The organism is Yimella lutea (assembly GCF_006715095.1).
Lineage (GTDB): Bacteria > Actinomycetota > Actinomycetes > Actinomycetales > Dermatophilaceae > Yimella > Yimella lutea.
The window spans coordinates 2,341,210-2,354,490 of record NZ_VFMO01000001.1; the positions used below are offsets into that span (position 1 = coordinate 2,341,210).

Genomic DNA, 13,281 nt, shown 5'->3' on the forward strand with positions numbered 1-13,281 from the left:
GCTCCTGCGTCTACTTGCCGGTCTCGTCGGTCTGTTACCACTGTGCCAAACGCCGTACCTCGTCGATCGTGTCGGCCTGCTCGGCGGTTTTGTCGTCGCGGTAACGCAGCACTCGCGCGAACCGCAGCGCGACTCCGCCGGGATACCTGGTCGATTTCTGCAGGCCGTCGAACGCGATCTCGACGACCTGCTCCGGACGCACCCGCACCACCCAGTCGTCGCGGTCGGTCATGAGGTCGGTGAACCGCTCGGTCTGCCAGGCGAGCATCTCGTCGGTCATTCCCTTGAACGTCTTGCCGAGCATGATGAAGTCGCCGGTGTTCGGGTCACGGGCACCCAGATGGATGTTCGACAGGAAGCCCTTGCGTCGACCGCTGCCTTCCTCGACAGCGAGCACGACGAGGTCGAGGGTGTGACGTGGTTTCACCTTGACCCACCCGCTGCCCCGGCGTCCGGCGGCATAGACCGAGTCAAGGCGTTTGGCGACCACCCCTTCGTGTCCTCGGCCCACCCAGTCCTCGAAGAACTCCTGCGCCGCAGCGGAATTCGTCGGACGAACCGCAGTCACGACGTGCTGTTGCGGCACCAGGCGTTCGAGTCGCTCTCGTCGGACGTGCAGCGGTTCGTCGACGAGGTCGTCTCCGTCCAGATGCATGAGATCGAAGAACAACGCGGTGAGCGGGACGTTGCGGCGTAGTTCGTCGGGGTCGGCGCTGCTGGCCGTGCGAGCGCCGGTCACCTGGAACGGTTCGGGGCGACCGTCGGGACGCAGGGCGATGGCCTCGCCGTCGAGGACCGCTTCCTTCGCCGGTAGTGCGCGCACCACCTCGACCACGTCCGGAAGTCGGGCGGTGATGTCGTCCAGGCTGCGGGTGAACAACCGGACCTCGTCACCGATCTTGTGTGCTTGCAGGCGAATTCCGTCAAGTTTCACCTCGACCGTCCACTCCCCCGGCTCCTCGACCACGGACTCCACGTCCGGACTCGACCCCGCGAGCATCGGACGCAGCGGGCGCCCGACCTCGAGGCGCACCTCCTCGAGAGCAGGCGCCCCGCCGTCCAGCGCGATGGCCGCCACTGGGCCGGTACGACCAGCCAGCATGACGGCCCGCCGCACGTCGGTCTCCTTCACCTGCGCCGCGGCCGCGATCGCTTTGAGCATGACTCCGTCTCCCGCGCCTTGACGAGCGTCGCCGAGCAGCAGTCCGGTCAGCAACCGCCGTTCTTGTTCGGTCACCCGACCCCACAGCTCGTCGAGCATCTCCCGGCGCCGGGTGTTCGACCCGGTGCCATGCAGATCTTCCATCCGGGTGAGCGTCGCGTCCAGGTCGAGGACGTCGACCGAAGCTTCCTCGACCGCATCCGAAGGGTTCGAGCGCAGCGATCGCCCACCGATCCCGACCCTGCGCTGCGGCAGCGTGCCGGCGAGGTAGTCGGCGATCACCGCGCGCTCGTCGGGCCGGGCCTCACGCAGCGCCTGCGCGATCAACGCAACCTTCTCGTTGCGTGACCGCGTGGCGCCGACCCGGCGCGAGACGTCCGCGACCTGCGCGAAGAGGGTCATCGGGCGCCCGGGCTGACCAACTCGTCCAGCTGGTCCAGGCGCTGCGTCCAGAGCCGCCGCATCTCGTCGGGATCGCTCGAGGTCTTTTGCTGCACAACGAGTTTCGAACCTGCCGGATTCTGTTCGAAAGTCACCACGAGAGCCTCGTCCGCGGTCGTGACGCGCTCGTCGGGCACGACCTCGACGAAGTCAGGTTCGGGCTCGCTCGTGCCCCACCAGGTGGCGAGTTCGACCGCGTCGGTCCACGCCCGGAACAGACGCCGCGGCGCAGTATTGAAGACCCGCTCGATCTCGACGGTCTCAGTCATGGTCCACTCCTGGTCACTCGGTCAGATGGCTCCATCTTCCAGCACAGTTGCTACCCGACAACGGTTCGCGGACCCAGAAGGAGAAACGAGGTTCGGATCAGCCGTAGACCTTCTTGACAGGGGTGGCGAAATCGCAGCGCGCGTCGCACCGTGGAGTCGTGACCGAAGAACAGTTCGCCCGCGCGCAACAGAAGTTCGAAGCGAACGCCATGAAGGCACCGGCCGGTCGCTTGTCTCGTGGCGCCCGAGCCTCCAACTTCGACCTACTCTTCCAAGGAATCCTGACCTGCGCACACTGCGGAAAGCGCATGGAAGGCAACCTCGCCGGGAACGACGTCCGGTACCGCTGTCGGGACAGGTCCGTCCGCCGAACATAGCCACATCCGCCGCTTGCACGTGTCATGCAATCTGAGGTTCGGGCTCAGCTCGACCCGTGGATCTCGGCACTGGCAGCGAGCAGCAGCATCCAGAACGAGCTGCGCCAAGAACTCCTCACTGACACCCAGCTCGACCAACTAGTCGAACGAGGCATCGACAACGAGGACCAGATCCGGACGGCGGCGCGAAAGATCCTCACCGGAGACCCGATCGCCGCGGAGCACGAGGTACGCGCGCTCCAGGCCGAAGGGTTCCGCCTTAGCGACGAAGTACGCCGACAGCGGCTCTGGCGAACCGACGAATACCTCGCCAGGTGGGCGGCGGCGATCAGCGGCCCGCTCCGAGCCCTACCATCGGCCCCCAGCTACGACGTCAAGTCGCTGTACGGCTCGGTCGGACTACGGAACACATTCGAACCGGTGCATCAACGCTGTAGTTGGACGCTGGTGCCGAACGAAAGTCACGCATAAACGACTCAGGCTCACCAAAGTTAGGTGAGCCTAAGTCCAAGTGTCCGGAGGGGGACTTGACCCTTAACCCCGTTACCGTCTTGGTGAGCCTTGAAGCAAGGCTCCTGGTCGCCGGCCCCGGCATGACTGACTGCCCCTGTCGTTTGCATGATCCGGGGGGTGTTGTCACCGGGTGCTGGTGGCGCTGGTGGACCGCTGATAGGGACCGGGCCGCCCGAACGCCTGGGTAGGTCTCTTCGTAACGTGGATGTCGGCTTCCTGCGCCTGATCTGGTGACCAGCCGCTCGGACGCACGAGGAGGGACCATGTCTCGACCTGACTACGCGGTGTACATCGGGCTCGATGTCGGCAAACAGACGCACCACGCCTGCGCGCTGAACGTCGATGGCACACGGCTGCACGACAAACCGTTGCCCCAAGACGAGTCGTCGCTGCGTGGCCTGCTGACCAAACTCGGCACGCACGGTCGCCTGCTGGTGGTGGTCGATCAACCCGCAACGATCGGCGCGCTGCCGGTCGCGGTTGCTCGTGCCATGGGCGTGGACGTCGCCTACCTTCCCGGGCTGGCGATGCGCCGTATCGCCGACCTGCACCCCGGCAACGCCAAGACCGACGCAAGGGACGCGTACGTCATCGCCGAAGCCGCCCGGTCGATGCCGCACGCCCTGCGACGGGTCGACGTCGGCGACGACACCCTGGCCGACCTGGAAGTCATCGTCGGCTTCGATGACGACCTGGCCGGACAGGTCACCGCACAAGCAAACCGGATCAGAGGCCTTCTGACACAAGTGAACCCAGCCCTCGAACGTGTCCTCGGCCCACGCATCCAACACCCAGCAGTCCTCGAACTCCTGACCCGCTTCGGTGGCCCGACCGGCCTGCGCGCGGCCGGCCGGCGACGGTTGCTCGCCGTCGCCAAACCCCGCGCGCCCCGCTCCTACCAACGCCTCGTCGACGACATCCAGACAGCGCTCACCGAGCAGACCGTCACCGTCCCTGGCACCCGCGCCGCCGAGCTCGTCCTGCCCAAACTCGCGACCGGACTGGCTCGCCTGCTGCACGACCGCGCCGATCTGGGAACCCAACTGGAGGACATGCTCGATACCCACCCTCTTGCCGCGGTCCTGACCTCGATGCCCGGCATCGGCGTCAGGACCGGCGCACGGATCCTGCTCGAAGTCGGCGACGGCTCGAGCTTCCCCACCTCCGGCCACCTCGCCGCGTACGCCGGCCTCGCACCCGTCACCCGCCGATCCGGCACCTCGATCCGCGGTGAGCACCCCGCCCGAGGCGGCAACAAGCACCTCAAACGAGCGATGTTCCTCGCCGCGTTCGCCGCACTGCACGACCCGACCTCGCGGGCCTACTACGACCGCAAACGCGGCCAAGGCAAGAAGCACAACGCCGCCCTCATCTGCCTCGCCCGACGACGCTGCGACGTGATGTACGCGATGCTTCGCGACGGAACCCTCTACCAACAGAAAACCCCCGCCGCTTGACGAAGACCATAGGGACACCCCCCGGAGCTCGAATGTGTCCCAGTGGTACTGGCAGAAGCATTTGCTTGCAACCGCTCGAAGTCGCGGTACTGTCGCGCCATGTCACGACGGAACGCAGATGGCCCACCGCGACACAGGGCATTGCCCTTCGGGAATTACTGCCGCAGCAGCTCTCACACAGCGCGTCGGGGTACTTGCTGGGTGCTGCCATGACTCTCATCGTCGATGGATTGAGAGTCTCCACCAGACCCGGGGCGATTCACGACGGGCCTGCCCCTGGTCACCGGCGACCCTCGGCTTCCAGGAACTCATGCACCTGGCGGATCGCGACCGAGCCTTCGCCGACGGCGGAGGCGACGCGCTTGACCGACCCACTGCGTACGTCGCCCACGGCAAAGACGCCCGGACGGCTGGTCTCGAACATGCCTCCCTCGGAGCCGTCGGCCACGGGCCCAGTGAGGATGAACCCCTTTACGTCCAGCGCGATCTCCCCCTCGAGCCAGCTCGTGTGCGGGGTCGCTCCGATCAGTACGAACATGGCCGTGGTCGCGACGCGCTGCTTCGCGTCGGTGCGGAGGTCGTGCAACACCACCTCCTCGAGCGCTTCGTGTCCGATGAGCTCGCTCACCTCGCTGCGGCGCCAGATCTTGATGCGTGGTGACTGCTCGACGCGGTCGGCTAGGTAGCGGGACATGTCCCTTCCCAGGTCGTCGTGCCGGATGACCAGGTTGACTACCGATGAACGGCGGGCCAGGAAGCAGGCCGCCTGGCCCGCCGAGTTGCCACCCCCGACGACGGTGACAGGGTCCTGTTGGCACAGCCGGGCCTCGAACTCCGTAGCGGCGTAGTAGACGCTGCTGCGCTCGAGTCGATCCAACCCGGGGACGTCGAGACGCCGGTAGCGCACACCCGTCGCGACGACGACGGCGTGCGCGACCAGATCCTCCCCCTCCGCCAACCCCACCACGTGGTAGCCGTCGGCGTGTGTGAGGGAGGTTGCCTCACCGGGGATGCTGAAGGCGGCGCCGAACTTGCGCGCTTGCACCACGGCCCGGTCGCGGCCAGCTCCGCCCCGGAGATACCGGCGGGGAACCCCAGGTAGTTTTCGATCTGGGACGACGTGGCTGCCTGCCCGCCGGTGGCGAGCGCGTCCAGGACCACCGTCGAGAGTCCTTCGGAGGCGGCGTACACCGCGGCGGCGAGACCACCCGGGCCTGCGCCCACCACGACCAGGTCGTACGCCGACCGGCTCGGCGCCGCACGAAGACCGAGAAGCTCGGCCAGCTCCGTATTGCTGGGGTTCCGCAAGACCGTCCGCGCTTTCCAGATCACGACGGGCGTCTGGTCGGGCGGGATGTCGAAGGCTCGCAGGGTCGCCTCGGCATCCAGGTCATCCTCCAGGTCTTCCCACCGGTACGGGATGCGATTGCGGCTCGCGAAGTCCCTCAACCGGCGGGTGTCGGCTGAGTAGCGGGAGCCGATGATCCTCAAGCCCGCGCCGAGGCCGGCGTGGAGGTTGCGTCGGAGCACGAAGGCTCGCAGGATCAGATCTCCTAACGCCTGGTCCTGGGTGACCGCCTCCTTGAGCCCGTCATAGAGAACCTCGAGGACCTCCACGTCGGTCTGAGCGACGGCGGTGACGTAGACCGCCTGGCCGGTCAACATCGAGAGGTCACCCACGAAGCGGCCTCGCCCGTGGACCGCGATCACTCGCGCCTCTCCTCCGGGACCTTCCTCCTGCACGACCCGTACCTTGCCGTCCAGGACCACGAACACGCCGCAGTCGCGGTCTCCCGCGCAGAACAGTGTGCTGCCCTCGGCCAGCACCTTCCGCTCGCCGTGCTGCGAGAGCAGCATGATCTGCTCGTCATTGAGCCGGGGATAGGCGCCGGTGGTGTCGGGGGTCTCGGGCGTGTCCCCCATCTCGAGCTCAGACGAACTGTTCGTCGACATAGCACCATCTCCAGTTCTCTCCCGGCTCGATCGAACGCACGATGACGTGACCCGTCGTGGCGGCGTGAGCGCGCGCGTGTCGCATCGGTGAGGAGTCGCAGCACCCGACCTGGCCACAGGTCAGGCACTGTCGCAGGTGCACCCAGGGGGTGCCGAGCTTCACGCACTCCGCGCAGGCGTTCTAGGTGGGTAGCGGCACGGGCCGGATGACGCCGATGTGCGGGTCGGCACCGAAGCCCCTCGGGTGCGCGGTCATCGCTCCCCCTTCGGCAGCTTCGACTCGACCCATGAGCGCAGTAAGTGCTCCGGAAGGGCGCCGATCTGGGTGTCGACCACCTCTCCGTGGTCGAGTAGGACCAGCGTCGGGATCGACTGCACCTCGAACCTCCGGCTCACGAGCGGGTTCTCGTCAGCGTCGACCTTGACTAGCTTGAGGTTGCCGGCCAGCTCCCCAGCCAGTTTCTCCAGGGCCGGGCTGACCATCCGGCATGGGCCGCACCACGGAGCCCACACGTCGACCAGCACCGGGATGCTCGACTCGTCCACGACCGCGTGGAAGTCAGCGTCGTTCGCATCCACCACCCAGGGCAGCGGAGTGATGCACCTCCCGCAGCGTGGCGTGCCTTCGGCCACCGCCGGCACGCGGTTCCTGGCTCCGCAGTTGCCGCACGCGACCGTGGTCGTCCTCTGAGCGTTCGCGGTCATGCCACGGCCTGCCCCTGCGTCGGACTGCTGGACGCGGTCACCACGAGCTCCCCGTCAGCCACGTCCACCGAGATCGTGCCCCCGTCCGCCACGTCGCCGCGGATCAGAGCTCGGGCCACCTTGGTCTCCACCTCACGTGAGATGTATCGCCGCAGCGGGCGGGCGCCGTACGCCGGGTCGAAGCCCTGGTCAGCGATGAACCGGCGTGCCTCGGCCGTGACCTCAAGGGTGACCCGCATCTCCGCCAGCCGGGCCCGCAGCTCCTCGAGCTGGAGGTCGACGATGCGCTCGATCTCGGCCAAAGTCAGCGGCTTGAACATTACGATCTCGTCGACGCGGTTGAGGAACTCGGGGCGGAAGTGCGACTGCAGGGTGCGCATCACCATCGAGCGGGCCTCGTCCTCGACCTCGCCATCCGCGGTGATCCCCCCGAGGAGGTACTCCGAGCCGATGTTGGACGTCATGATCAGCACGGTGTTGCGGAAGTCGACGGTCCGGCCGTGCGAGTCGGTCAGGCGACCGTCGTCGAGCACCTGCAGCAGCGTGTTGAAGACGTCCACGTGGGCCTTCTCGATCTCGTCCAGCAGGACGACGGAGTAGGGCTTGCGCCGCACGGCCTCGGTGAGCTGACCGCCCTCCTCGTAGCCGACGTACCCGGGTGGCGCACCGACGAGTCGACTGACGGTGTGGCGCTCCTGGTACTCGCTCATATCGATCCGGACCAGGTTCTCCTCGGTGTCGAAGAGGGCCGCGGCCAGCGTCTTGGCCAGCTCCGTCTTCCCAACGCCTGTGGGGCCGAGGAAGATGAACGACCCGATGGGGCGATGCGGGTTCTTGATGCCGGAGCGGGCGCGGACGACGGCGTCGGCCACCAGCTGGACCGCCTCGTCCTGGCCGATGACCCGCTCGTGGAGCACCTCGTCGAGCCGGAGCAGCTTGTCGCGCTCTCCCTCCTGTAGGCGGGTGACCGGGATCCCGGTCCAGCGCGACACGATGTCGGCGATCTCGTCGGCGGTCACTACCTCGCGCAGCATCCGACGACCGCCCTGCTTGCCCGCGAGCCGCGCCTCGGCCGCCTCCAGCCGTCGCTGGATCTCCGGCAACCGGCCGTGCCGCAGGGACGCTGCCCGGTTGAGGTCGTACTCACGCTCGGCCCGCTCGCTCTCCAGCCGTACCTGCTCAAGCTCCTGACGCAGGGACTGCACCTCGCGCAGTGCCGATCGCTCGGCCTCCCACTGTGCGCGCAGCGCGTCGGCCTCGGCCCGGGCGTCGGCCAGCTCCTTGCGCAGCTCTTCCAGACGGGCCCTGCTCGCCGCGTCCTCCTCCTGCGACAGCGCTGCCTCCTCGATCTCCATCCGGGTCACGCGCCTGGTGAGCTCGTCCAGCTCGGCCGGCATCGAGTCGATCTCGGTGCGGAGCATCGCGCAGGCCTCGTCGACGAGGTCGATGGCCTTGTCGGGCAGGAAGCGGTCGGAGATGTAGCGGTGGCTCAGCGTCACCGCCGCCACCAGGGCGCCGTCGTGGATCTTCACCCCGTGGAAGACCTCGAACCGCTCGCGCAACCCACGCAGGATCGACAGAGCGTCCTCCTCGCTGGGCTCGTCGACCAGCACGGGCTGGAACCGGCGCTCGAGGGCGGCGTCCTTCTCGATGTGCGAGCGGTACTCGTCCAGCGTGGTCGCGCCGATCATGTGCAGCTCGCCACGTGCGAGCAACGGCTTGAGCATGTTGCCGGCGTCCATCGCACCCTCGCCGGCGCCGGCGCCCACGACGGTGTGGAGCTCATCCACGAACAGCAGGATGTGGCCCTCGGCGCTTTGCACCTCGTTGAGCACGGCCTTCAGCCGCTCCTCGAACTCGCCGCGGTACTTCGCACCGGCGACCAGCGCCCCCATGTCCAGCGCGAAGACGGTCTTGTCTCGCAGGCCCTCGGGGACGTCCCCGTCGGCGATCCGCTGGGCGAGGCCTTCGACGATCGCCGTCTTGCCCACTCCGGGCTCGCCGATGAGGACCGGGTTGTTCTTGGTTTTTCGGGACAGAATCTGGACGGTTCGACGGATCTCGGAGTCCCGGCCGATCACCGGCTCGAGCTTTCCCGCCTTCGCGGCCTCAACGAGGTCACGGCCGTACTTGCCCAGCGCCTCGTAGGTCCCCTCGGGCGTCGCAGACGTCACCCGTTGGTGGCCGCGCACTTCGGTCAGCGCAGCCAGGAAGGAGTCGCGGGTCAGCCCCTGGTCCCGCAGGAGCCGCCCGGAGGCTGACTGCGCGCCCTCCTCCACCAGCGCGATCACGAGGTGCTCGACCGAGACGTACTCGTCCTTGAGCCTGCGCGCCTCGGCGTCAGCAGTGTCGAGGAGCCTCGAAAGCCGCTGCGTGATGCGGACCTGCCCAGGCGTCACGCCCGGCCCGCTGACCCGCGGGCGCCGGCCGAGCTCGGCCTCAAGCTCCTCACGCAGTCGGGCCGGGTCGGCCCCGGCGCGTGCGAGCAGCGGCGCCACGAGGCCCTCGGCTTGGTCGAGCAGCGCGAGCAGCAGGTGCTCGCCGTCCACCTCGGTGTGGCCGAAGCGCAGCGCCTTGGTCTGTGCGTCGTGCAGCGCCTCCTGTGACTTCTGGGTCAGTCTGTTCATGTCCATGGAGCGTCTCCTCGTCGTGTCGTGCGCCGTTGTGCGTTCTCCAGCTCCGCGATCCGGTCGAGCAACTCGACAACCAACCCGATGGCGCAGTAGCCGAGGTTCAGGCTCATCCGCAGCCGCTGGATCCTGGCCATCTCCTTCACCTGGGACGGGTCGAACCACAGGCGACCATGTGCGTCGCGGGTGACCTGCAGCAGCCCGAGCGCGACCAAGCGGCGCACCAGCTCCGGGTGTACGCCGGTGATCTGCGCATAGCTGTCCAGGCTCAGCCGGTGGGGTCGGGCCAGCGCGAAGCGCGTGGTCGCGTTCATCGTCTGCTCCTCGCGTCGAAGCGGGAAACCTTGGCGAGCTCTTCGAAGTGCCGCCGCTCGTCGTCCGACAGGTTGCGTGGCACGCGCACCTGCAGCTCCGCGTAGAAGTCCCCGGGCGTGCCCTTCGGGTGAGGGAGCCCACGACCCTTGAGCCGCAGGCGGCGGTGGCTGGACGACCCGGCCGGGACCTTGACGGTGGCTGCTCCGCCGGGCGTGTCTACGGACACCGACGCTCCGAGAGCGGCTTCCCAGGGAGCGACCGGCAGGAGTGCGTGGACGTCACGACCCTCGACCCGGTAGCGCGGGTGGTCGGCGATCCGGACCACCAGGTAGAGGTCTCCGGCCGCCGCGTCACCGCTGCCCGGGCCGCCCTGGCCCCGCAGCCGGATCCGTTGGCCGTCGATGACTCCCGGCGGGATCGTGACGTCGAGCGTGCGGGGGCCGTCAGGACCCGTGATCGTGAGGCTGCGCTCGGTGCCGCGGTAGGCCTCCTCGACCGAGACCTCCACCTCCGCCTCGTGGTCGGCCCCCGGGACCGGGCCGGGGCCCCAACCGGCCCGGCCCCGGCCGCCTCGCCCTCGCCCACCGAAGATTCCCCCGAGCAGGTCCTCGATGTCGATCTCGTCACCGAAGTCAGCCCCGCCGAAGCCGCCGGACGGCCCGCCCCCCGACCACCGGCCGCGTGCGCCTGCCCCCGCATCAGCATAGGCGCGGCCCTGGCGCCAGGCAGCCGGGTCCGCGTCGGGAGGCACACGTCGGAAGTCCTCGCCGAAGGCGTCGTAGCGCCGCCGTTGCTCGGGGTCCGACAGGACGTCGTAGGCCTCGGCGATGTCTTTGAACCTCTCCTCGGCCCCGGCCTGCTTGTTGACGTCGGGGTGGTTCTGGCGCGCCAGCGTGCGATAGGCGCGTTGGATCTCGGCCGGGTCGGCATCGCGAGAGACACCGAGGACCTCATAGAAGTCCTTGGCCATCAGGAATCCCTGGTCGCCACCACGACCGCAGCCGGACGCAGGAGCTTGTCGTCGGGTCCGTATCCGGGGCGGACGACGTGGGCCACGGTGCCGGGCGTCAGCCCCTCACCGGACACGGTGCTGACCGCCTCGTGCACGGCTGGGTCGAAGGCCGCGCCCTCGTCGTCGCGACGTGGGAACCCGAGATCGGCCAGGACGCCGACCGCCTGCGCGAGCACTGCTCGCAGGCCCTCGGCCACCGAACTGGGGTCGGACGACGCGTGCTCGAGCGCCCGCTCAAGGTTGTCCAAGACTGGCAGCCAGCTGGTGGCCACGGTCGCCCGTTCCTGCTCGCGGGCGCGCACCACGTCGCGTGCGCATCGCTTGCGGAAGTTGTCGAGCTCGGCAGCCGTGCGCCGCCACGCCTCCTCGAGCTCGGCGACCTGGCGCGACTGGTCGACGCTCTCGGGCGCTTCGTCTCCCGGTGCCTCGTCGCCCCGCGCTGCGTCTGTCGGGCCTTCGCTCGTCGGTGCCTCGCGGTCGGACATGGCCGTCACTGGGCGGTGAACTCGGCGTCGATGACGTCGTCATCGTCGCTGTCAGGCGCGGAGCCGGATGAGCCGGCCCCCCCGGTCGACGGTCCACCGCCAGCCCGGGCTGCGGCGCCCAGCGCCTGGGTCATCTGGTGGAGCTCCCCGGTCAGCGCTCGGAGACGATCCACGGGCTCGTCGCCCTCGACGGCCTGGCGGGCCTCCTCGACCAGCATCTCGGCACGAGCGCGGTCGTGCTCGGGCACGGACGCGCCGGCTTCCTCGAGGGTCTTGCGCACCTGGTAGGCCACGGAGTCGAGCTCGTTGCGAGCATCGACCCGCTCACGCAGCGCGGCGTCCTCGCCGCGGTGGGTCTCGGCATCCTTGACCATCCGCTCGACCTCCTCCTGGCTCAGCGTGGAGGACTCGCTGATGGTCACCTCCTGCTCGGCACCGGTGTCCTTGTCACGCGCCGACACGTGCAGGATGCCGTTGGCATCGATGTCGAAGGTCACCTCGATCTGGGGCACCCCACGCGGCGCGGGGCGGATGTCCTCCAGACGGAACCGTGCCAGCACCCGGTTGTCGGCTGCCCTCTCCCGCTCCCCCTGCAGGACGACGACGTCGACGGCTGACTGGTTGTCCTCCGCAGTGCTGAAAATCTCGGTCCGCCGGGCCGGGATTGTCGTGTTGCGCTCGATGACCTTGGTCATCACCCCACCCATCGTCTCCAGCCCCAACGACAGGGGCGTCACGTCGAGCAGCAGCACGTCCTTCACGTCGCCCTTGATGATCGCCGCTTGGACAGCCGCACCGACGGCCACGACCTCGTCCGGGTTGACGGTCATGTTCGGCTCCTTGCCACCGGTCAGGCGGCGCACCAGCGCCTGCACGGCCGGAATCCGCGTCGAACCTCCCACGAGGATGACCTCGTCGATATCGTCGGCGGTGACCTTGGCGTCCTCCATCGCCTGCCTGACCGGGCCGAGGCAGCGCTCGACGAGGTCGGCGGTGAGCTGCTCGAACGTCGACCTCATCAGGTTCACGTTGAGATGCTTGGGCCCGGAGGCGTCCGCGGTGACGAACGGAAGGTTGACCGCCGTCTGTGTGACCGCCGACAGGTCCACCTTGGCTTTCTCGGCAGCCTCGAACAGTCGCTGCAGTGCCTGCGCGTCGTCGCGGAGATCGATGCCGTTGGACTTCTTGAACTCCTCGGCCAGGTAGTCAACGATGCGCCGGTCAAAGTCGTCGCCGCCTAGGTGGGTGTCCCCCGCTGTCGACCGGACCTCCACTACACCGTCCCCGACGGTGAGGATGCTGACATCGAACGTGCCGCCCCCGAGGTCGAAGACCAGCACGGTCTCGTTCTCGAGCTTGTCCATCCCGTACGCGAGGGCAGCCGCCGTCGGCTCGTTGATGATCCGGAGAACCTCGAGCCCCGCGATCCGGCCAGCGTCCTTCGTGGCCTGACGCTGCGCGTCGTTGAAGTGCGCCGGAACCGTGATGACCGCCTCGGTGACCCGCTCACCGAGGAACTTCCCGGCGTCGTCGACCAGCTTGCGCAACACCTGTGCCGAGATCTCCTCGGGTGCGTAGAGCTTGCCGTTGACCTGGAAGCGCACCGCGCCGTCCGGACCGGCGACGACGTCGAACGAGACGGAGTTCATCTCACTGCTGACCTCGTCGTACTTATGACCGATGAACCTCTTCGCGGAGTAGATGGTCCCCTTCGGATTCAGGATCGACTGCCGCCTCGCCATCTGGCCGACCAAGCGCTCACCGTTCTCCAGGAAAGCCACCACGGATGGCGTCGTCCGGTTGCCCTCCGCGTTCGGGATGACCTGTGGCTGCCCACCCTCCATCGCTGCGATCACCGAGTTCGTCGTTCCCAGGTCGATCCCGACTGCCCTGCCCATGACTACTCCATTCGCCGAAAGCTCGTGTGTGACCATCCTGGGTCAGGGACCGCGTCACCGGCAT

General features: G+C 68.2%; 13 protein-coding genes and 1 pseudogene. 3 read left to right on the forward strand and 11 right to left on the reverse strand.

The window, feature by feature from the left end; all coding sequences use genetic code 11:
* Positions 1 to 34: 34 nt before the first annotated feature.
* Together FB459_RS11390 and FB459_RS11395 are read right to left on the reverse strand one after the other, a co-directional pair.
* The gene (locus FB459_RS11390; RefSeq protein ID WP_141928583.1) at positions 35 to 1,564 is read right to left on the reverse strand and encodes an ATP-dependent DNA ligase; all 1,530 of its coding nucleotides are present in this window, start codon (positions 1,562 to 1,564) and stop codon (positions 35 to 37) included.
* Positions 1,561 to 1,872, reverse strand: coding sequence for an SRPBCC family protein (locus tag FB459_RS11395; RefSeq protein WP_141928584.1), 312 nt, complete (start codon positions 1,870 to 1,872; stop codon positions 1,561 to 1,563). The genes FB459_RS11390 and FB459_RS11395 overlap by 4 nt, the downstream gene beginning before the upstream one ends.
* A gap of 209 nt (positions 1,873 to 2,081) precedes the next feature.
* On the opposite strand from FB459_RS11395, the gene FB459_RS18255 reads away from it, so the two are divergent.
* The 3 genes from FB459_RS18255 (at position 2,082) to FB459_RS11410 (ending at position 4,219) form a co-directional block, all read left to right on the forward strand.
* Positions 2,082 to 2,249: a recombinase zinc ribbon domain-containing protein gene (locus FB459_RS18255; RefSeq protein ID WP_425472381.1), complete on the forward strand. Its 168-nt coding sequence runs from the start codon at positions 2,082 to 2,084 to the stop codon at positions 2,247 to 2,249.
* Positions 2,250 to 2,273: 24 nt separating this feature from the next.
* Entirely contained in the window at positions 2,274 to 2,720 is a 447-nt protein-coding gene (locus FB459_RS11405; protein ID WP_141928586.1) for a hypothetical protein, read from the forward strand.
* A 305-nt stretch (positions 2,721 to 3,025) separates the two neighbouring features.
* On the forward strand, positions 3,026 to 4,219 hold the full coding sequence (locus FB459_RS11410) for an IS110 family RNA-guided transposase (RefSeq protein WP_141928587.1): 1,194 nt from the start codon (positions 3,026 to 3,028) through the stop codon (positions 4,217 to 4,219).
* A gap of 280 nt (positions 4,220 to 4,499) precedes the next feature.
* On the opposite strand, the gene FB459_RS17855 is transcribed toward FB459_RS11410, so the two are convergent.
* The 9 genes and pseudogenes from FB459_RS17855 to dnaK form a co-directional block, all read right to left on the reverse strand.
* The gene (locus FB459_RS17855; RefSeq protein WP_342771348.1) at positions 4,500 to 5,267 is read right to left on the reverse strand and encodes an NAD(P)/FAD-dependent oxidoreductase; all 768 of its coding nucleotides are present in this window, start codon (positions 5,265 to 5,267) and stop codon (positions 4,500 to 4,502) included.
* Between the two features lie 116 nt (positions 5,268 to 5,383).
* Positions 5,384 to 6,172, reverse strand: a pseudogene (locus FB459_RS17860) (Crp/Fnr family transcriptional regulator); the annotation flags it as partial.
* Positions 6,150 to 6,335: a UBP-type zinc finger domain-containing protein gene (locus tag FB459_RS11420; protein ID WP_211345183.1), complete on the reverse strand. Its 186-nt coding sequence runs from the start codon at positions 6,333 to 6,335 to the stop codon at positions 6,150 to 6,152. The pseudogene FB459_RS17860 and the gene FB459_RS11420, both read right to left, overlap by 23 nt.
* A gap of 89 nt (positions 6,336 to 6,424) precedes the next feature.
* Positions 6,425 to 6,877, reverse strand: a complete 453-nt coding sequence (gene trxA / locus FB459_RS11425; RefSeq protein ID WP_141928588.1) for a thioredoxin — start codon at positions 6,875 to 6,877, stop codon at positions 6,425 to 6,427.
* Positions 6,874 to 9,510, reverse strand: a complete 2,637-nt coding sequence (clpB, locus tag FB459_RS11430) for an ATP-dependent chaperone ClpB (protein WP_141928589.1) — start codon at positions 9,508 to 9,510, stop codon at positions 6,874 to 6,876. The genes trxA and clpB overlap by 4 nt, the downstream gene beginning before the upstream one ends.
* A complete protein-coding gene (locus FB459_RS11435) occupies positions 9,501 to 9,821 on the reverse strand; it encodes a chaperone modulator CbpM (RefSeq protein ID WP_141928590.1) in 321 nt (106 codons plus the stop codon). The genes clpB and FB459_RS11435 overlap by 10 nt, the downstream gene beginning before the upstream one ends.
* On the reverse strand, positions 9,818 to 10,792 hold the full coding sequence (locus FB459_RS11440; RefSeq protein WP_141928591.1) for a DnaJ C-terminal domain-containing protein: 975 nt from the start codon (positions 10,790 to 10,792) through the stop codon (positions 9,818 to 9,820). The genes FB459_RS11435 and FB459_RS11440 overlap by 4 nt, the downstream gene beginning before the upstream one ends.
* Positions 10,792 to 11,319 carry a nucleotide exchange factor GrpE gene (locus tag FB459_RS11445; RefSeq protein ID WP_141928592.1) on the reverse strand — a complete coding sequence of 176 codons (528 nt, stop codon included), beginning with the start codon at positions 11,317 to 11,319 and terminating at the stop codon, positions 10,792 to 10,794. The genes FB459_RS11440 and FB459_RS11445 overlap by 1 nt, the downstream gene beginning before the upstream one ends.
* Before the next feature lie 5 nt (positions 11,320 to 11,324).
* Positions 11,325 to 13,217, reverse strand: a complete 1,893-nt coding sequence (gene dnaK, locus FB459_RS11450; protein ID WP_141928593.1) for a molecular chaperone DnaK — start codon at positions 13,215 to 13,217, stop codon at positions 11,325 to 11,327.
* Positions 13,218 to 13,281 lie beyond the last annotated feature (64 nt).

Coding starts and splice junctions, on each gene's coding strand:
- FB459_RS11390 (WP_141928583.1), bottom strand. CDS start 1,564: ATGACCCTCTTCGCGCAGGTCGCGGACGTCTCGCGCCGGGTCGGCGCC.
- FB459_RS11395 (WP_141928584.1), bottom strand. CDS start 1,872: ATGACTGAGACCGTCGAGATCGAGCGGGTCTTCAATACTGCGCCGCGG.
- FB459_RS18255 (WP_425472381.1), top strand. CDS start 2,082: ATGAAGGCACCGGCCGGTCGCTTGTCTCGTGGCGCCCGAGCCTCCAAC.
- FB459_RS11405 (WP_141928586.1), top strand. CDS start 2,274: ATGCAATCTGAGGTTCGGGCTCAGCTCGACCCGTGGATCTCGGCACTG.
- FB459_RS11410 (WP_141928587.1), top strand. CDS start 3,026: ATGTCTCGACCTGACTACGCGGTGTACATCGGGCTCGATGTCGGCAAA.
- trxA (WP_141928588.1), bottom strand. CDS start 6,877: ATGACCGCGAACGCTCAGAGGACGACCACGGTCGCGTGCGGCAACTGC.
- clpB (WP_141928589.1), bottom strand. CDS start 9,510: ATGGACATGAACAGACTGACCCAGAAGTCACAGGAGGCGCTGCACGAC.
- FB459_RS11435 (WP_141928590.1), bottom strand. CDS start 9,821: ATGAACGCGACCACGCGCTTCGCGCTGGCCCGACCCCACCGGCTGAGC.
- FB459_RS11440 (WP_141928591.1), bottom strand. CDS start 10,792: ATGGCCAAGGACTTCTATGAGGTCCTCGGTGTCTCTCGCGATGCCGAC.
- FB459_RS11445 (WP_141928592.1), bottom strand. CDS start 11,319: ATGTCCGACCGCGAGGCACCGACGAGCGAAGGCCCGACAGACGCAGCG.
- dnaK (WP_141928593.1), bottom strand. CDS start 13,217: ATGGGCAGGGCAGTCGGGATCGACCTGGGAACGACGAACTCGGTGATC.